General features: G+C 36.2%; 16 protein-coding genes. 11 read left to right on the top strand and 5 right to left on the bottom strand.

The window, feature by feature from the left end:
• The first annotated feature begins 21 nt into the window (after positions 1–21).
• The 4 genes from IGL80_RS07500 to IGL80_RS07485 all read left to right on the top strand — a co-directional run bounded on the left by IGL80_RS07500 (position 22) and on the right by IGL80_RS07485 (position 4,263).
• Complete coding sequence (locus IGL80_RS07500; RefSeq protein ID WP_002357562.1) at positions 22–882, top strand: glucosaminidase domain-containing protein; 861 nt, start codon at positions 22–24, stop codon at positions 880–882.
• 228 nt (positions 883–1,110) lie between these two features.
• Positions 1,111–2,043, top strand: a complete 933-nt coding sequence (gene cysK, locus IGL80_RS07495) for a cysteine synthase A (RefSeq protein ID WP_002360296.1) — start codon at positions 1,111–1,113, stop codon at positions 2,041–2,043.
• 138 nt (positions 2,044–2,181) lie between these two features.
• Positions 2,182–2,625: a Fur family transcriptional regulator gene (locus tag IGL80_RS07490; RefSeq protein WP_002357560.1), complete on the top strand. Its 444-nt coding sequence runs from the start codon at positions 2,182–2,184 to the stop codon at positions 2,623–2,625.
• Between the two features lie 297 nt (positions 2,626–2,922).
• Complete coding sequence (locus IGL80_RS07485; protein WP_002357559.1) at positions 2,923–4,263, top strand: NADH oxidase; 1,341 nt, start codon at positions 2,923–2,925, stop codon at positions 4,261–4,263.
• A 50-nt stretch (positions 4,264–4,313) separates the two neighbouring features.
• Here IGL80_RS07485 and IGL80_RS07480 read toward each other — a convergent pair whose 3' ends face one another.
• Positions 4,314–4,922 carry an NUDIX hydrolase N-terminal domain-containing protein gene (locus IGL80_RS07480; RefSeq protein ID WP_002360295.1) on the bottom strand — a complete coding sequence of 203 codons (609 nt, stop codon included), beginning with the start codon at positions 4,920–4,922 and terminating at the stop codon, positions 4,314–4,316.
• Positions 4,923–5,146: 224 nt separating this feature from the next.
• On the opposite strand from IGL80_RS07480, the gene IGL80_RS07475 reads away from it, so the two are divergent.
• Together IGL80_RS07475 and IGL80_RS07470 are read left to right on the top strand one after the other, a co-directional pair.
• Positions 5,147–5,599 (top strand): GNAT family N-acetyltransferase, encoded by a 453-nt coding sequence (locus IGL80_RS07475; protein ID WP_002357556.1) that lies wholly within the window; start codon positions 5,147–5,149, stop codon positions 5,597–5,599.
• A gap of 19 nt (positions 5,600–5,618) precedes the next feature.
• Positions 5,619–6,146 (top strand): GNAT family N-acetyltransferase, encoded by a 528-nt coding sequence (locus IGL80_RS07470; RefSeq protein ID WP_002357555.1) that lies wholly within the window; start codon positions 5,619–5,621, stop codon positions 6,144–6,146.
• A 54-nt stretch (positions 6,147–6,200) separates the two neighbouring features.
• Here IGL80_RS07470 and IGL80_RS07465 read toward each other — a convergent pair whose 3' ends face one another.
• A complete protein-coding gene (locus IGL80_RS07465) occupies positions 6,201–7,019 on the bottom strand; it encodes a helix-turn-helix transcriptional regulator (protein ID WP_002357554.1) in 819 nt (272 codons plus the stop codon).
• A 136-nt stretch (positions 7,020–7,155) separates the two neighbouring features.
• Between IGL80_RS07465 and IGL80_RS07460 the strand changes: the two genes are divergently transcribed.
• The 5 genes from IGL80_RS07460 (at position 7,156) to IGL80_RS07440 (ending at position 14,077) form a co-directional block, all read left to right on the top strand.
• Complete coding sequence (locus IGL80_RS07460) at positions 7,156–8,904, top strand: ABC transporter ATP-binding protein (RefSeq protein WP_002360294.1); 1,749 nt, start codon at positions 7,156–7,158, stop codon at positions 8,902–8,904.
• Entirely contained in the window at positions 8,897–10,675 is a 1,779-nt protein-coding gene (locus IGL80_RS07455) for an ABC transporter ATP-binding protein (RefSeq protein ID WP_002360293.1), read from the top strand. Before IGL80_RS07460 ends, IGL80_RS07455 begins: the two co-directional genes overlap by 8 nt.
• 88 nt (positions 10,676–10,763) lie before the next feature.
• Positions 10,764–11,189 carry an 8-oxo-dGTP diphosphatase gene (locus tag IGL80_RS07450; RefSeq protein WP_002394459.1) on the top strand — a complete coding sequence of 142 codons (426 nt, stop codon included), beginning with the start codon at positions 10,764–10,766 and terminating at the stop codon, positions 11,187–11,189.
• 139 nt (positions 11,190–11,328) lie between these two features.
• A complete protein-coding gene (locus tag IGL80_RS07445; protein WP_002360290.1) occupies positions 11,329–12,339 on the top strand; it encodes a hypothetical protein in 1,011 nt (336 codons plus the stop codon).
• 301 nt (positions 12,340–12,640) lie between these two features.
• A complete protein-coding gene (locus tag IGL80_RS07440; RefSeq protein ID WP_085366383.1) occupies positions 12,641–14,077 on the top strand; it encodes a catalase in 1,437 nt (478 codons plus the stop codon).
• 212 nt (positions 14,078–14,289) lie between these two features.
• Here IGL80_RS07440 and IGL80_RS07435 read toward each other — a convergent pair whose 3' ends face one another.
• The 3 genes from IGL80_RS07435 to IGL80_RS07425 form a co-directional block, all read right to left on the bottom strand.
• Positions 14,290–15,723: a cryptochrome/photolyase family protein gene (locus tag IGL80_RS07435; protein WP_002404312.1), complete on the bottom strand. Its 1,434-nt coding sequence runs from the start codon at positions 15,721–15,723 to the stop codon at positions 14,290–14,292.
• 132 nt (positions 15,724–15,855) lie between these two features.
• A complete protein-coding gene (locus IGL80_RS07430; RefSeq protein WP_002360286.1) occupies positions 15,856–16,737 on the bottom strand; it encodes a helix-turn-helix domain-containing protein in 882 nt (293 codons plus the stop codon).
• 272 nt (positions 16,738–17,009) lie between these two features.
• Positions 17,010–18,938, bottom strand: coding sequence for a sucrose-specific PTS transporter subunit IIBC (locus tag IGL80_RS07425; RefSeq protein WP_002360285.1), 1,929 nt, complete (start codon positions 18,936–18,938; stop codon positions 17,010–17,012).

The following is an 18,938-nucleotide window of genomic DNA, read 5'->3' as shown; positions in this document are numbered from 1 at the left end:
GACAGTGAGGAGGAAAAATGAATGAGCGAACAGTTAACAAGAAGTAGTAAACATATTCAAAAAGCTCTTAAAAAGCAAAAAGCTTATAAACGTGCTACCGCCGTTGCGGGGACTTCAATGATTTTAGCACCTGTGGTTGGTGCTGCGGTACCTGCCCAAGCAGAATCAAGCCAGCAAGCATTTATTAATGAAATCGGAAATTCAGCAGCAGCCGTTGCCAATAGCAATGATATGTATGCTTCCGTCATGATTGCTCAAGCGTTGCTAGAAAGTAGTTATGGTAGTTCTGGGTTAGCATCTGCACCGAACTATAACTTGTTTGGTGTAAAAGGAAGTTATAATGGACAATCTGTTTATATGCCAACAAAAGAATATTTAGACGGACAATGGGTGACCGTCACAGCAGCATTTAGAAGTTATAATTCTTATGCGGAATCGTTCCAAGATCATGCCAATGTTATTCGTTCCACTGCTTTTGGGGATACATACCATTATTCAGGCGTTTGGAAGAGTAATACTAGCAGTTATCGCGATGCAACAGCCGCTTTAGCTGGAAGTTATGCAACTGATCCAGGCTATGCCGAAAAATTGAATTGGTTAATTGAAGCATATAATTTAACTCAATATGATTGGGGAGCACCGGTCGCTCAAACCACTAGTTATTCAGATACAACGGGAACCGTTGATACAACAATCGATACAGCGGCTTCTGCAACAGCAACAGCAGAAACTGTAGCTAGTCAAAGTTACACTGTCGCAAACGGCGACACATTGTGGGACATTGCTGCACGTTTTGGAACGACAGTTGATAATTTAATGTCACTAAATGGATTAACATTGGATTCTGTTTTATCGGTGGGTCAAACCATCCAAATCGGTTAATTTTGCAATTATTTAGTTGAAGAAAGACCTTACAAAAGCAGTAGTTTTTGTAAGGTCTTTTATCGTGAAAATAGGTAGGGCTAGCAGCAATTATTTGATGAGCCTAATCCGTTTTTTTATTTAATTTTTCACAAACTAAAATTCGTTTTTCTGGTAGAAATCGTTTTTTTGAGCTATGCTTAGAGAAAGAATTATTATATTGTTTGTAAAATTGGAGGATGTAGGATTATGACTAAAGGTTATGTAAAATCAGTAACAGAGTTAATTGGTCAAAGCCCAGTTGTGAAATTAAAACGGATGGTACCAGAAGGAGCTGCAGATGTTTTTGTTAAACTAGAGTTCTTTAATCCTGGTGGCAGTGTGAAAGATCGAATTGCTTTAAGCATGATCCAACAAGCCGAAGCAGATGGTCGCCTAAAACCTGGACAAACGATTATTGAGCCGACTAGTGGTAATACAGGCATTGGGTTAGCAATGGTAGGTGCTGCGTTGGAATATCCAGTTAAGATTGTGATGCCAGATACTATGAGTATTGAACGCCGCAAATTAATGCAAGCATATGGGGCTGATCTATTATTAACCCCTGGTGCCGAAGGAATGAAAGGGGCAATTGCAAAAGCTACAGCATTAGCAGAAGAACACGGGTACTTCATGCCTTTGCAATTTAATAATCCAGCTAATCCAATGGTACATGAACAAAAAACAGGAAAAGAAATTGTTGATGTCTTTGGTAAACGTGGCTTAGATGCGTTTGTTTCTGGTGTTGGCACTGGAGGAACCGTTACAGGAGTTGGCCATGAATTGAAACGGATTTTTCCAGATATTGAAATTGTTGCAGTAGAACCAACGGAGTCGCCTGTTTTAGAAGGTGGCGAACCAGGTCCACATAAAATCCAAGGAATAGGCGCTGGTTTTGTCCCAGAAGTTTTAGACACCACCGTTTATCAAAAAGTTGCCGCTGTTTCTAGTGAAGACGCATTAGAAACTGCTCGTTTAATGGGGCCAAAAGAAGGTATCCTTGTGGGGATTTCAGCAGGGGCAGCAATTAAAGCTGCCATTGATTTGGCAGTCGAATTAGGCGCAGGCAAACGTGTCTTAGCGCTGGTTCCAGATAACGGTGAACGTTATCTTTCGACAGCTCTTTACGAATTTCCAGAATAAAAAACACGCCAAAAAACGAGCATTTCTCTTAGTTTAGTAAAATGCTCGTTTTTTCCACGAGAATCCTACAATAATTCTTGTCAATCGTAATAAGAAATAGTATTATTTAAGAAAGATAGACAGGGGAGGGATACAAAGATGGACAACGTATTGGTTAAAAATGCACTTGCTGAATTAAAAGAAGCCAATATCCGAATTACTCCGCAACGTTATGCTATCTTGGAATATTTAATCGAAAATCATACACACCCAACAGCTGATGAAATTTATCGCGCACTAGAAGATCATTTTCCAAATATGAGTGTAGCAACGGTTTACAACAATCTACGTTTATTTACTGAAATCGGTTTCGTTCAAGAAATGAGTTATGGCGATGCATCTAGTCGTTTTGATTTTAGTTCGAAGAAACATTATCACGTGATTTGTCAAAAATGTGGTAAAATCGTTGATTTTCATTATCCAGGGTTAGAGGACGTTGAAATGGCCGCTAGTAAATTAACAGGCTTCGAAATTAATGAACATCGTTTAGAATTATATGGATTATGTCCAGATTGCCAACAAGCACAACAGGAGAATGTGTAAAAAATTACATACTGTTAAAAATTTATCAAAAGATAAGTCACTTGTCTAGGCAAATTTCACAAGCGTAAGAGTTTTCACTCTTATGCTTGTTTTTTTGTGTGGTTATTGACTTTTAAATTCTTAAAAACAAAAAATTAACTAGCTATTATTAAGAATTAGCAACAGTTTGTGAATTTTTTTATATGCGATTCACAAGCATAGAACTCGAATAAGCTTGATTCCTCTGATATATTTTAAACAGACAGAGGGAGACGTCACCTCTGCAAAACAAAGATTGTGAAAGAAGGGATTTACAACATGAAAGTCGTAGTCGTAGGATGTACCCATGCTGGAACTTCAGCAGTTAAAAGTATTTTAGCAAATCACCCGGAGGCGGAAGTCACTGTATATGAAAGAAATGACAATATTTCCTTCCTATCTTGCGGAATTGCCTTGTACGTTGGAGGCGTAGTTAAAAATGCTGCTGATTTATTTTATTCAAATCCAGAAGAACTGGCTTCTTTAGGAGCAACAGTGAAGATGGAACACAATGTTGAAGAAATCAACGTGGACGACAAAACTGTTATAGCGAAAAACTTACAAACGGGTGCAACTGAGACCGTTTCTTATGATAAATTAGTGATGACAACTGGTTCTTGGCCAATTATTCCACCAATTCCAGGAATTGATGCTGAAAATATTTTATTATGTAAAAACTATTCACAAGCCAACGTGATCATCGAAAAAGCGAAAGATGCCAAACGTGTCGTTGTCGTTGGTGGCGGTTATATTGGTATTGAATTAGTAGAAGCTTTTGTAGAATCAGGTAAACAAGTTACTTTAGTTGACGGGTTAGACCGCATTTTAAATAAATATTTAGATAAGCCATTCACAGATGTTCTAGAAAAAGAATTAGTTGATCGTGGCGTTAATTTAGCTTTGGGTGAAAATGTCCAACAATTCGTAGCAGATGAGCAAGGAAAAGTAGCAAAAGTCATTACACCAAGTCAAGAATTCGAAGCAGATATGGTGATTATGTGTGTTGGTTTCCGTCCAAATACAGAATTATTAAAAGATAAAGTTGACATGTTACCAAATGGTGCAATTGAAGTCAATGAGTATATGCAAACAAGCAATCCTGATATTTTTGCTGCGGGTGATAGTGCAGTTGTTCACTACAACCCAAGTCAAACAAAAAATTATATCCCATTAGCAACGAATGCTGTTCGTCAAGGTATGCTAGTAGGTCGTAATTTGACTGAACAAAAATTGGCTTATCGTGGCACACAGGGAACTTCTGGCTTATATTTATTCGGTTGGAAAATTGGTTCAACAGGTGTGACAAAAGAAAGTGCCAAATTAAACGGACTAGATGTCGAAGCAACTGTTTTCGAAGATAACTATCGTCCAGAGTTTATGCCAACAACTGAAAAAGTTCTGATGGAATTAGTCTATGAAAAAGGAACACAACGCATTGTTGGTGGTCAATTGATGTCTAAATATGATATCACACAATCTGCCAATACTTTATCATTAGCGGTCCAAAATAAAATGACTGTCGAAGATTTAGCGATTTCTGATTTCTTCTTCCAACCACATTTTGATCGCCCTTGGAACTACTTAAACTTATTAGCCCAAGCCGCTTTAGAAAATATGTAATTAATAATAATAGAAAAAGGATGAAGAACTTCTGTTCTTCATCCTTTTTGTTAGTCACTAAGCGCTCCAGTTGTTTGGTTCATTAATGCCATTAATTGCTCTTTCGTTGTTCGTTTGATAGAAAGAGGGGGGAGATTATCTAAAGAAAAATAAGCACAATTCGAGGTTTCAATGTTTTTTTCAAAGGGATGGTTTTCTAAAATCTCACAAGAAAAGATCATTTTATAGTACTGAAATAGTTGAGGAATGTCTTTTCGTTTATCTGTATCATAAACAGCAAGCAATTCTTTTGCTGTAACAACTAAGCCAGTTTCTTCCAATACTTCTTTTTCAATATTTTCTTTAGGGGAGCAGCCAATTTCGGCATAGCCACCAGGTAATGACCATTCTTTGGTCCGTAAATCTTCAACTAATAAAAAACGATTCTCTTTTTTTATCAAACCGCGAACATCTACTTTCGGTGTTGGATAACCTTCCTCTTTAGTTAAGATTTTTTCTAAGTCGGGCAAGACAGTCGCTTCGTGTCCGGTTGCGCTAATAAGTTGTAACGTAAGTTCCCGTAGTTCTTGGTAACGTTCTTGATCAAAAGCATCTTTCCCGTAAAAAAGACCTGCATCTGCCAATGCTAGCAACCGCTTATAGGTGTTCAGATAATCCATATACGCACGCTCCTCATAGACTTAATACGTTTAGTTTAACAGAAAAAAATAAAGGAAGGGCAGATTTAGCGAGAAAAGGCGTCGTTTTAAGGAAATAATAAAGAATAAATGACTAACTTACATTTTTAAACTACCTATGCTATTATTTAATAAAAAAGATTGGGTATACAATAATTTTGTTATGTAAACAAAAAGGAGGTTGTAAATTGAAAGAATTCACAATTATGAGAGAAAAAAATGCAGATAAAAAGACTCAGATAGCACAAGAAGTATTGTTTAATCTTCCAGAATGGTTTGGCCTTGAAAAAGAGACCCGCAAGTATATCGATATAGCTAGTACTTTACCTATGTGGGTGGCAAAGGATGTAGAGAATAAAATACTCGGTTTTATAACACTTTCAGAAACAAGTAAAGATACAGTAGAAATCCATTGTATGGCAGTTAAAAAGCGGTATCATCGCAAAGGTATCGGCAAGTTATTGATAGAAAGCGTGGAAACGTATTCTAAAAATAACTATTTTTTTATTCAAGTCAAAACAGTTGACGAAGGAAATTATTCCGTGTACGATCATACTATTCGTTTTTACGAATCATTGGGTTTTAAGCGCCTTGAGGTTTTTCCGACATTATGGGACGCTTGGAATCCTTGTTTAATTTTAATTAAACAGTTGATTTAATCTACAAAGGAGTTTTAGTATGTCAGTATTTATTAGAGAGTGTACCGTCGCAGACGTACCAGAATTAGAGGCCATTTGCCAAGAGACTTTTGCAGATACTTATGGAGATGGCGAAAACGAAGAGGATTTACAGGCACATTATGAGAGGAAATTTAGTCCAGCAGTTTTAGAAAGCGAAATCTTACATAAAGATTCGCAATATTTCTTTGCTTTTTATAATAATGAACTTGCAGGTTATGTGAAATTAAATCACGGTGATGCTCAGATTACCTATCAACATCCACAAGCGTTACAAGTTGAGCGCATTTATATTCGTAAATCTTTTAAGCGTTTAGGCTTAGGCAAACATTTGATTACGAAAGCAATTGAATTAGCAGAAGAAGCAGAAAAAGAGACGGTTTGGTTAGGTGTTTGGGAACATAATCATCCAGCGCAAAAATTTTATCAATCATTGGGCTTCGTCAAAACAGATGAACATGATTTTTATATGGGAAATGAACGCCATACCGATTATACAATGACAAAACAGTTAAAAGAGTCAACGTAAAGCAAAAACAAGGAAACGGACGCAATGAAGCCGACGATTCCTTGTTTTTTTATCTTAAAATTGTGAAGGGGATTTTCCATAATATTTTTTGAATAATTTACTAAAATGATAGGCATCTTCGTAACCAACCGTTTTTGCCACTTCTTTGACACTTAAGGAATCATTTTTCAGCAATTCTTTCGCATGGTTTAAGCGGATTTGAATTAAATAATTGATTGGCCCAACGCCTGTGGCCGCTTTAAAGGTTTTCGACAAATAAGTCGGGGTCACATATAACATTTCAGCTAACTGTTCCAAAGTAATTTCTTCGTCATGGTGCGTTTCCAGATAATAAATCGTATGATTGACTAAATTTCGTTTTCTTTTTTCCGTTTTCGATAGCCGAGTTTCAATTTTATTTTCTTGATCAACTGCTAAACTTCTTAAAATATAAACCAATAGTTCAATAACTAAAGCTTTAATTTGTAACGCTGATTCAACTTCTTGATGGTTTAATTCATGAACAATTTGCCAAGCTTTTTCTAAAAAAGCACCATGTAAATGACTTAAATCTAATAAAGCTGATTTATTTGGAAATACGTTTCGCGCTAAGCCTTCTAAATAGAGATTTGAAATGCCAATGTGTAGTTGATGTGAGTAAGTTCCTGCTTTTTGTTGCTCACCATGTTCCGTTCGCGGATTAAAAAGAAACACCGTACCAGCAGTGGCATGGTACTGTTGCCCTTGAACAATATATTCAGATTCACCTTCTAAAAGAATAGATATTTCCAGAAATTCATGATGATGACAATTATAAGGGTGGGTCTCTTCGTTCCAAGGATCGAAGGCATATAAAATTTCAGGATTAAACGTTCGACTATTTGTGTAGTTCATAAAAAATCACTCCTACTTGTATCCGCTTTCTATACTATATTGTACATCAAAATATACAAGAATGCCCATTTCTTTTCCTATAAAAAAACAGTAATCTTATACACGTCCATAAAAACAAGAGAGAGTAGGGGAGAAAATGAATAGTTTTGAATGGATTTGGCAATATGCTAAAAAAAATAAGAATAAGTTACTGCTAGCTGTTATTTTTGTCGTTATTAACGCTATTTTAATTGTTATTATTCCATTGTTATCTGGCAGAATTGTAGACCAAGTAATCAATCAGGGGAAAACTGAAGAGCTTGTCCCAATTCTTGGGATTATGATTGGGGTGACCGTTATTCGGACAGTTGTTCGTTATAGTTATCAAGTCTTGTTTGAATCGGTTGGACAATCTGCGTTATTTGACTTAAGAAAAGATATGTATGTCAAACTTCAAGAATTAGATTTTGATTTCTTTAATCATACACGTGTTGGCGACATTATGGCGCGAATGACAGGGGATACAGACGCTATCCGCCATTTCGTTTCTTGGGTCACTTATAACCTCTTAGAATGTATTTTATGGTTCATCGCAGCCGTGATTGTGATGGGGACGATCAATTGGCAATTGATGCTAGCATTAATTTTAATTACACCTTTGATTTTTCTGTTAACACAAAAAATGTCGAAGGAATCGCATCCGGTATTTTTTGAGATCCGGGAAAGTTTTTCTCGGCTAAATTCGATGGTCGAAGAAAATATTGGTGGAAATCGGGTGGTTAAAGCTTTTTCTCAAGAACCTTATGAAATTGAAAAGTTTAACAAGCACAATGAAGACTATAAAAAATGGAATATGGCTTCTGCAGATGTCTCAAAAAAATATTTACCGTGGTTAGACGGTTTTGCAGGTAGTTTAAATGTTATTGCCTTAGTTCTTGGTGGCCTCTTTGTGATTCAAGGTCGAATGACAATTGGTGATTTAGTGGCCTTTAACGGCTTTCTCTGGATGTTGAACATGCCGATGCGAATGAGTGGCTGGTTGATCAATGATGTGCAACGCTTTACGGCATCGTCCATTAAAATTCGTCAGTTATTAGCAACGAAACCGAAGATTCCCATTGCTCGGGAAAAAGAAGCAGAACCAATCCAAGGTTATGTGACGTTTGATCACGTGTCCTTTCATTTTTCAGATGATCCAGAAACCCCCATTTTATCGGATGTTTCATTTTCAGCAAAACCTGGTGAAACAATTGGTATTTTAGGGGAAACTGGTTCAGGAAAAACCACTTTAGTTAACTTAATCGCTCGGTTCTATGATCCAACAAAAGGCACTGTTTATATTGATGGAAAAGATGCTAAAAGCTATTCTGTTCGTAAATTGCGAGAAAATATCTCCATGGTTATGCAAGATGTCTTTCTTTTTTCCAATACGATAGAAGATAACATTGCTTTTGGTAATACACTGGCTAACTTGGAACAAGTGCAAATGATGGCTGAAATTGCTGATGCCCATAGCTTTATTTCCAGAATGCCCGAAGGTTATGCAACAATTGTTGGTGAACGCGGCGTTGGCCTATCTGGTGGCCAAAAACAGCGGATTTCACTGGCCCGTGCCTTAACCAAAGATCCAGCTATTTTAATTTTAGATGACACAACTTCCGCTGTTGATATGGAAACAGAATCAAAAATTCAAAAAGAACTAGGTCGTTTGACGGAAAAGAAAACGACATTTATTATTGCCCACCGAATTTCTTCTGTGAGAGAGGCCAATTTAATTTTGATGATGGAAAAAGGCCGTGTGGTGGAAAGCGGTACGCATAGCGAATTAGTCGAACAAAAAGGCAAATATTTTGACGTATATCAAAAACAATTAGGTCTGAAAAAGGAAGGTGAGTCGCGTGGCTAGAAATACGTTTGATGTAGATGAGACTTTAGAAAAAGAATTTAATTGGTCCCACTATAAACGATTAGGCGCCTATATTAAGCCTTACAAAAAAGCTGTTTTTAAAACATTATTTGTCATCATATTAGCTAATCTGGCAAGTATGTTAGGCCCTTACTTTACTAAAATTGCGATTGACCAAGTAATTCCACAAAAGAATCTCTCGTTACTCTTGATACTAGGGGCTATTTTCCTATTTTCCTTGGTGATTATTGGTTGGTGTATGCGTTATCGGATATATGCCATCACAGAAATTGGACAAGATATTTTAAAAGATATGCGTTTTTCAATTTTTGAGCATCTACAAAAATTACCATTTTCTTATTTTGACAGTCGGCCGCATGGAAAAATCTTAATTCGGGTGGTCAATTACATCAATACGTTAAGTGATTTACTAAGTAACGGATTGATCAATTTAATTTCTGATTTATTTAATGTGATTATCACCTTAATCTTCATGTTATTTATTGATGTGAAATTAACCTTATACAGTTTACTGCTATTGCCTGTGTTGTTCGTGATGGTTCTGTTTATCCAAGGGAAACAACGGAAAGCTTACCAAGAGCTTAGCAATAAACAATCAAACTTAAATGCCTATATTCATGAAAGTATTTCAGGAATTAAAATTACACAATCTTTTGCACGAGAAGATGAAAATTTCCAGATTTTTAACGAGGTAAGCGAAGAATATCGTCAATCCTTTATGAAAGCTGTGCGTGTCCAGTATTTATTATGGCCAGCAGTGCAAAATATATCCGTCATTACGACTTGTTTTATCTATTTCGTAGGAATCCGTCAATTAGGTGTGTCCGTTACTACTGGGACGCTAATTGCTTTTATCGGTTATATCAATAACTTTTGGAATCCGGTCATCAATATTGGTAACTTCTACAATTCTCTGATTACTGCAACTGCTTATTTGGAAAGGATTTTTGAAACGATGGATGTTGTTCCAGAAATTCAAGATGCGCCGCACGCTATTGAGTTGCCGCCAATTAAAGGAACCGTCGACTTTCAGCATGTTTATTTCCGTTATGAAGAAGGAAAAAATATTTTGACCGATGTTAGTTTTCATATTGAGCCAGGACAAACAATCGCCTTGGTTGGGCCAACAGGTGCGGGTAAAACAACAATCATCAATTTATTAAGTCGTTTTTATGATGTGAATGAAGGGGCCGTTAAAATTGATGGTTATGATGTTCGCGATGTGACACTACGTTCGTTAAGAAAACAAATGGGGGTAATGCTTCAAGATACGTTTATTTTTTCAGGAACGATTATTGAAAACATTCGGTACGGAAATTTAGCAGCCACAGAGGAAGAAGTCATCCAAGCCGCAAAAATTGTTCGTGCGCACGACTTTATCAAGGATTTAAAAGATGGCTATGAAACAGTTGTGGAAGAGCGGGGTAGTACACTCTCGGCAGGACAACGCCAATTAATTTCATTTGCTCGTGCTTTACTGGCAGATCCCAAAATTTTAATTTTAGACGAAGCAACCTCAAGTATTGATACAAAAACAGAAGAGTTGTTACAAGAGGGACTACAACAACTTCTAAAAGGACGGACATCGTTTATTATTGCTCATCGGCTTTCTACCATCAAAAATAGCGATAAAATTTTCTATATTGATGGTGGTCGTATTGTGGAAGAAGGATCTCATGATCAACTAATGGCAAAACATGCGTTATATCATCATTTATATCAATCGCAATACGACTTATTAAAGAGTTAGATGATAAAACAGAGAAAATTCTTAGTTGAATCTTTCTCTGTTTTTCTGTATCGTAACCTTAACAAAGGAAAAAATGATGAGGTGCCAAATGAAACGGAATTTTGAAGTGGAATTAACAACATTATGTATGATTAGAAATCAGAAAAATGAAATCCTTGTGCAAGAACGACAAAAAAAGGATTGGCCTGGTTGGACGTTCCCTGGCGGACATGTTGAAAAAAACGAGGGCATGGAAACAGCCATGGTTCGCGAACTCCTTGAAGAAACAGGATTAGTGCTGAAGCCACAATTAGTAGGTGTTGCAGAATGGCTGAATGATTGTTCAGGTGCGCGGGAATTAGCCACATTATTCATTGCAGAAACAGCGGATGAACTACCAGAAGAAACGGAACAACCCTTGTTTTGGGTCACTGAAAAAGAATTGCGAGAAGGTCCTTTAGCTGGCAGTTTAGCAGAACTTTTCCCAGTATTTTTTGGCGAAAAGCAATTTTATTTTAAAAATAATACAGCTTAATGATTCAAACCTAAAAGATTAAATCAATCCCACTTATTAAAAGAGAGGAAATCTAAAATTAAACATTGCTATTTATAAGCAATGTTTGCTATTCTTAATAAAAGGGAATTAATTTTTTATATAATGAGGGGGAAAAAGTGTGTTAAAAAGAAAAGTGGGGATTGTCGTAGGCGTTTTCTGTTCAGCTTTGTTACTGACAGGTTGTGGCAAAAGTGCGAAAGATGAGTTCATTCAAGGAATCGGCAATCAAAACGCACAAGAATCTGGGGTTTGGGATTTCTCTATGTCAATTAGTGACATGAAATTTTCACAAGAAGATGGTGCACAAACGAATCCTATGATTGGGATGCTCATCACGCAAATCAAAGACGCATCGCTTTCTGGGAAGATTCAAGTAGATGCCAAAAAAGAAAAAGCATTCAACTTAGAGATGAAATTAAAAGCGATGGGAATGGATGTACCGATTTCATTGGTTGGATCGTTAGATAACGAGGGCAAAGAGCCAAAACTCTATTTAGCAACAGATATGATGGAATATATTGTCGCTGTCGCAGACTCAATGACTGACGGTGCTATCGATAGTTCTCAGTTAGATACAGAAAAACTAAAAGGAAAATACATTGATCTTTTAGCCATGAACGAGGAAAGTACGAAAGAATGGCAAGATACAATCAAAGAGTATCAAGAATCGGAAAAAGAACGAAAACAGTCTGCTAAGGAATACAAAGAGTTTTTAGAAGGATTAGACAAGGATACGTTCGAGAAAAAAGGGGACACCATTACCCATACGTTTACAAAAAAAGAATTACAAAAGTTAATCAAAATTACGACAGAAGCATCTGAGAAAGGTAAAGAACAAGATCCTTTCGAAAAAGTCAAAGATGTTTCTGCCAAAGTTTCTGTTAATACAAAAGAAAATAAAACAAATATGTTGATTAATGTGAAACCGCAGCAAGACAAGAACGTTGACATGGGACTTGAATCATTATCTAGTAAAATTAGCATTACACAAAAAGCCAAAAAAGCGACGATTTCAATGCCTAAGAAAGAAAATATTTTATCAGAACAAGAAGTTGAAAAAATATTTTCCGATAGCACCTCTATGACAGGTCTATCGACTGAAGACACGACTGTTGCGATCAATCAATAACGCTGAATGACCAATAAAAACGGTCCCTCAAAAAAAGTAACGAAAGACCTAGCATGATTGGGATGCTAGGTCTTTTTTGAATAAAAAAACAGCATTTTAGTTTTCTTTGAATTATTGGTTGTTATTTTAGATGGTGTAAACAGTTTAAAATTAATACATTTGCTTTTGATTTAAATTCTACTGCTATTTTTAATCATTCTATTAAATAACAAATGTTTTCGAGTGTTTTTAAGCATTATTTTTGTTATGCAGAGTGGTTTTTTATACAATGAGTATAATTTTAGATGAAGGAGTGTTTTAGGTGAAAAATCAACATTTAACTACGTCACAAGGAAGTCCAGTTGGCGATAATCAAAATTCGCTAACTGCAGGAGAATTTGGACCTGTCCTAATCCAAGACGTTCATTTATTAGAAAAATTAGCTCATTTTAATCGTGAGCGCGTACCAGAACGGGTTGTTCATGCCAAAGGTGCTGGTGCTCATGGTGTTTTCAAGGTGAGTCAATCAATGGCACAATATACTAAAGCCGATTTTTTATCTGAAGTTGGCAAAGAAACACCTTTATTCGCTCGTTTTTCAACTGTAGCTGGAGAGTTAGGTTCATCAGATACATTGCGTGATCCTCGCGGTTTTGCGCTTAAATTCTATACAGACGAAGGAAATTACGACTTAGTTGGCAATAATACGCCCATTTTTTTCATTCGTGATGCAATTAAGTTTCCAGATTTTATTCATAGCCAAAAAAGAAATCCACGGACGCATTTGAAAAGTCCAGAAGCTGTTTGGGATTTTTGGTCTCATTCACCTGAAAGCCTTCATCAAGTAACAATTTTAATGAGTGATCGTGGCATTCCGTTGTCGTTCCGTCATATGCATGGTTTTGGTAGCCATACATTCAAATGGGTCAATGCTGCTGGAGAAGTATTTTTTGTTAAATATCACTTCAAGACGAATCAAGGAATCAAAAATCTAGAGAGTCAATTAGCAGAAGAAATTGCTGGGAAAAACCCAGATTTCCATATTGAAGATTTGCATAATGCAATTGAAAATCAAGAATTTCCTTCTTGGACATTATCTGTGCAAATTATCCCGTATGGAGATGCGTTAACAATGAAAGAAACTCTTTTTGATGTAACAAAAACGGTTTCTCAAAAAGAATATCCGCTGATTGAAGTTGGCACGATGACTTTAAATAGAAATCCAGAGAATTATTTTGCAGAGGTTGAACAAGTAACCTTTTCACCAGGGAATTTCGTTCCTGGTATTGAAGCTTCTCCAGATAAATTATTGCAAGGACGTTTGTTCGCTTATGGGGATGCACATCGTCATCGTGTGGGCGCTAATAGTCACCAATTGCCGATCAACCAAGCAAAAGCGCCTGTAAATAACTACCAAAAAGACGGCAATATGCGTTTTAACAATGGTAATAGCGAAATTAATTACGAACCAAATAGTTATACTGAAACACCAAAAGAAGATCCTAAGGCGAAAATTAGTTCCTTTGAAGTTGAAGGAAATGTTGGTAATTATAGCTATAATCAAGATCACTTTACACAAGCAAACGCTTTGTATAATTTGCTGCCAAGCGAAGAAAAAGAAAACTTAATTAACAATATAGCGGCATCTTTAGGTCAAGTGAAAAATCAAGAAATCATCGCGCGTCAAATTGATTTGTTCACTAGAGTAAATCCGGAATATGGAGCACGTGTCGCACAAGCAATTAATCAACAAGCATAATTTATATAACGTACGTGACAAAACCAGTCTAGATAAACTAAGGACTGGTTTTGTTTGCTTTTCAATGCTTTTTACTCTACTTTGTATAATGTATATTATGTAAACTAGAATAAAATAAAAAACTTTAGACGATAAATTGCACTTCTCTTTCGACTAATTAATTTACCCAACTAACCTTACAAGTTGTTTGCTAAGCTAGTTGGGTTTACTGTTTATTTAAACCTTGGATTGTTCATTTCTTGATGAATTTCTTTGCTCGCTTCATATAGAAACAATGTTTGTTTTTTACTTGATGCATAATCGACAATGGGTTTTGGATAATTTTCTCCTAAATGTACATGATATTGCGTTTGTAAGGCTTCGTTCATTAGATTTGGTTGATGAATATACTTTTGTGGCACTTGCTTAAGTTCTGGAACATATTTTTTGATGAACTGGCCGTCATTATCAAATTTTTTTGACTGGATAATTGGATTAAAAATCCGAAAATACGGGACAGCGTCCGTTCCTGTCGAAGCAGCCCATTGCCAGCCACCGATATTATTGGCGGCATCATAATCAATCAACATTTTTTGAAAGTATTTTTCACCCCAACGCCAATCAATGTGTAAATTTTTAACTAAAAAAGAGGCAGTAATCATTCTTAAGCGATTGTGCATCCAACCAGTTTGATTCAGTTGTCGCATTGCGGCATCAATTATAGGGTACCCCGTCTCCCCTTTTTGCCACTTGGCAAACATTTCTGGGTCATTTGTCCATTGAATATAACGAAATTTTTCTTGAATAGCTTCCTCTTTTTGTTGTGGAAACGTACTATAGATCATATTGTAAAAGTCGCGCCAAGCTAATTCTTTTTTGAAGGTTTCTTTACTTAAGCTAGAAGGCATAGATGCGAGCTCTTGCCAAATGGTGCGAATCGAAAGTTCTCCCGTTCTTAAAAAAGTAGACAGATGACTCGTTTGATCCTGATAAGGGAAATCACGCTTATTTTCATAGGATCGAAGTTTTTGATCAATAAAAGTATTTAAGCACCTTCTGGCTGTTTTTTCGCCGACACTATAGTGTTTTAAAGGAATCCTCGCAATCTGTTCACGATAAGCTGCTTCCTCTTCTGGAAAAAGACACGCACTAAAAATTTTTTCAGCTGTATAGGAAACAGGAATCGGTGTTTCTTTAGGCGCCTCTTTCCATTTATTGTAATAGGGCGTAAACACTTGGTACTTGCTGCCATCGTTCTTCTTAATTTCTTCAGAGCCATGCAAATAGGCATCTTGAAAAGAGAAAGACTGAATATTATTTTCTTCAAAAAAGCGCATAGCTTGCTGGTCCCGCTTTGCCCCAAAACCACAAGTATCTTCATTAAAATAAATGGCCTGCCAATCGGGTAATTTGCGTTTCAAACGTGAAAATAAATCTAATGGTTCGCCGACCATGATTTGTAAATGTGCCTCTTGATCGATTCGTTCTTTAAACGAGGCTAAACTTGCAAAAAAAGCGTTATGATTAGCACTTTCTTGAATAAATTGTTGAGGATTCATTTGGAATAATAAAATCAATTCATCAGCTGCAGAATTTTGTAACGCGTGTGCTAATGCTTTATTATCCTGTAATCGTAAATCACGTCTAAACCACATTACTCTTTTCATTTTTAAATCCTCCTAAATACTTCGTCTTGCTTATCGTAACCGTGACTGCTGATTTTTAAAAGCAACTTGCCTATATTTTTCAAAAAGCCGGTAAAAACTGAGTTTTCAGCTTTTATCGGCTTTTTGATTAAATTAATAGGAAATATTAAAAGCTTTCATATCTTTCTCAATATATTGCAGGACTTCCGTATTGCCAAAAAATTGTGTAAAATAATAGGCTTGGCGATAGTCATCGGCTGTGTCTTCCCCGAGCATTTGTTTGTTAAAGGCTTTTTCATATAAAAGATAATCTAGCAAATAAATGGAGTGTTTGTCACGACAAATCTGAATCCCTTTTTCGCTTAAAATGACACTTTTTTGGTAATCTTTTATTTCCGAGTAGAATTTAGCAGAATTATAATAAATTCTACAGCGCTCCAAGGAACATTCTAATTTAAATTGTTCCAATTCTTGTAATGATTTTTCGTAATACACTTGCGCTTTTCTCATATCTTTTTCCAGTTCATATAGCGTACCTAGCGCATTCAGGCTTAAAATGTTGTAAATATTGACTTTACGGTCAATTTCCGCGCCCCGGTATAGGTAAAACAAGGCCTCTGCTTTATCTTTTTTTCCTAATAAACAAGTAATTCCCTTATAATATAACAATTTAGTCGTTAGTTCATTATTAGATAAGATAAGACCTTCAGGCACTTCTTGTAATAAATTGTAGGCCTCTAAGTGAAATAACCGTAAAGATAAATCCTCGACTTTGTTTAGTAGATTTTCAATTTTCTTTTCTTCAGAAATCATCATGCATTCTTCTACTTCTAAATCTAATAGGAGGCAAATAGATGAGAAAATATCTAAACTGTCACATAGATTACGGTTTTCAATATTACTAATTGTTGCTTGCGTACAGATGCCGTTAGCCAGCTCTGATTGTGTGATTTTTTTAAGTTTTCTCGCTTGTTTTATTTTGTCTCCTGCTACCTTCACGAACAGACCTCCACTTGTATTATTATGTAAATTCATTAAAAAATGTTATACTTTGATTATCAATTAAAGGAGGTACATGCTATGTTTGATTTACTTGCATTATTGACTGGAACATCAACTTATGGCAACGTTCCCCATGTTTAATTAGTCAATGCGTGTCAAGTATGGTCTTCCATACTTGGCATGTTTCCTTTAAAACTGACTCAATCATACTACAAACGGATAGACAAATACAACCGAAAATCATTGGTTTTTTATTAAGAAAAAGAACAGCAAGAAGTGATAACTACTTCTTGCTGTTCTTTTGTTTAGTTAGGTGTATTTAGATTTAAAATGATTTGTTCCGGCGTAATTTCATTATGATCTGACATCATTGGCTCTACGCTTAAATAACTTGAAGTATTTGTAATGATAACCATGACAGTTGAGTCAAGCCCAGCTTCTTTAATGGCTTTTCGATCGAACGTTCCTAAAAGATCTCCTTTTTTAACACGGTGACCTTGGGTTACTTGTGTCTGAAAGACCTCCTGCCCCAATGTGACAGTATCAATTCCTATATGAATTAATACTTCAGCTCCTGCGTCCGTTTGGATACCATAAGCGTGCCCAGTTTCTGCAACCAAGTTTAATAAACCATCTGCAGGCGCGTAAACCTTGTTCGCTGTTGGCATGATTGCTAAACCTTTGCCCATCATCTCGCTTGAAAATACTGGGTCATTAACAGCAGTAAGATTCATGGCGTAACCAGTTACCGGAGAAAAAAGTTGTTCATCTAAGGTATTGTGTTGCATTTCAAAGACTTCGCGTTCTTCCTCTTCGATTACTTTATCTGAAATCAAAACTTCTTGCGGAATTGCAAATAGACTGGTTAATGCATAACATACACCGACAGATAAAAGTGCGACTAATAAATAGATCACTAATTGATGTGCACTATAGATATACATTAAGAAAGAAGGAATAACGGCTAAGCCATAAGAATTTGATTGAATATGAAAAATAGCTAAAATTGCTCCGCCTAAACCTGATGTAAACAAGACACATAGCAGCGGTTTTAAGTTCCAACGAATAAGTAATCCAAATAACACAGGCTCACTAACTCCAAATAATTGAGACAACATAGAACCAATGGCTGTCGACTTCACTTTGCTATCTTGCGCTTTTTTCGCAAAGGCTAAACAACTGCCAACGTTGGCAAACCCATACATGGCACATATTGTAATCAATGCATTAAATCCTGTATTTGCTAATAATGATGTTTCTACCATAGTTAGTGTATGATGAATACCAATCAAAACCATTAAAGGATATGAGGCACCAATCACGAAACCACCTAGTCCTAAGGGCAACCCAATCAACCATTGGACAACATCTACCATGCCTAACTCAACGGTATGCAAAATTGGGCCAATTCCGAGAATCATGATTAAAAAAGTAATTAACATAGTCATAAAAGGTGTAAAAATTTGATCGAGAATATTCGGCATCTTTTTTCGGAAAAAAAGTTCAATCTTTGCGCCAATTATACCAGCAGCAATTGCACTTAAAACGGATCCTTGTGCACCGACAACTGGGATAAAACCAAAAGCCATAATAGCTTTCACGCCAGAATCTGGTGTTGCAACTGCATAAGCGTTTGGTAAAATGGGTGATACCATCATTAAACCAATAACAATCCCGATTACAGGCGTCGCATTAAATGCTTTAAAGGTAGACCAAACAATCAAAGCTGGCAAAAAGGCAAAGACGGTATCTGTAATGACAGAGACAATTTGTTGAAAGCTTTCAGGAATATTGGCTACACTTGCTCCGAATAATTGTAAAAAAGTATCGTTAAAAATAACACCTTTTAACCCTAGGAACAATCCTGTTGCTGCAATTACTGGAACAATTGGAATGAATATTTCACTTAAAATGCGCATTGTTTTGCGCATGCCCGTTTCATTATTTTTTAAAATTGCTGTTTGCTCTGCTTTTGACACAACATTGATTCCAAGTTTTTCTATTTCATCATACACTTTAGTCACAATACCAGTTCCTAAAATCACTTGGTATTGACCGCCATTATAAAAGACACCTTTTACTAAATCAATTTTTTCTAGTTGTTTACCATCTACTTGTTCGTGGTCCTTCAAAATAAAACGTAACCGCGTTTGACAATGGGTGACCGATATAATGTTATCCATACCGATTAATTGAATAATGTCTTTGGCTGCCTGCTGATAATTTTCTGCCAT

Source organism: Enterococcus sp. DIV2467a, from assembly GCF_050532945.1.
GTDB lineage: Bacteria > Bacillota > Bacilli > Lactobacillales > Enterococcaceae > Enterococcus > Enterococcus faecalis.
Note: the sequence above shows the minus strand (reverse complement) of the source record. Positions and strands in the feature narration are given on the sequence as shown.

Bases quoted from the DNA above. Each gene is read 5' to 3' on its own strand.
- IGL80_RS07450 (WP_002394459.1), top strand. From the start codon at position 10,764: ATGAAACGGAATTTTGAAGTGGAATTAACAACATTATGTATGATTAGA.
- cysK (WP_002360296.1), top strand. From the start codon at position 1,111: ATGACTAAAGGTTATGTAAAATCAGTAACAGAGTTAATTGGTCAAAGC.
- IGL80_RS07485 (WP_002357559.1), top strand. From the start codon at position 2,923: ATGAAAGTCGTAGTCGTAGGATGTACCCATGCTGGAACTTCAGCAGTT.
- IGL80_RS07425 (WP_002360285.1), bottom strand. From the start codon at position 18,938: ATGGCAGAAAATTATCAGCAGGCAGCCAAAGACATTATTCAATTAATC.
- IGL80_RS07500 (WP_002357562.1), top strand. From the start codon at position 22: ATGAGCGAACAGTTAACAAGAAGTAGTAAACATATTCAAAAAGCTCTT.
- IGL80_RS07470 (WP_002357555.1), top strand. From the start codon at position 5,619: ATGTCAGTATTTATTAGAGAGTGTACCGTCGCAGACGTACCAGAATTA.
- IGL80_RS07460 (WP_002360294.1), top strand. From the start codon at position 7,156: ATGAATAGTTTTGAATGGATTTGGCAATATGCTAAAAAAAATAAGAAT.
- IGL80_RS07490 (WP_002357560.1), top strand. From the start codon at position 2,182: ATGGACAACGTATTGGTTAAAAATGCACTTGCTGAATTAAAAGAAGCC.
- IGL80_RS07475 (WP_002357556.1), top strand. From the start codon at position 5,147: ATGAGAGAAAAAAATGCAGATAAAAAGACTCAGATAGCACAAGAAGTA.
- IGL80_RS07465 (WP_002357554.1), bottom strand. From the start codon at position 7,019: ATGAACTACACAAATAGTCGAACGTTTAATCCTGAAATTTTATATGCC.
- IGL80_RS07430 (WP_002360286.1), bottom strand. From the start codon at position 16,737: ATGAATTTACATAATAATACAAGTGGAGGTCTGTTCGTGAAGGTAGCA.
- IGL80_RS07480 (WP_002360295.1), bottom strand. From the start codon at position 4,922: ATGGATTATCTGAACACCTATAAGCGGTTGCTAGCATTGGCAGATGCA.
- IGL80_RS07435 (WP_002404312.1), bottom strand. From the start codon at position 15,723: ATGAAAAGAGTAATGTGGTTTAGACGTGATTTACGATTACAGGATAAT.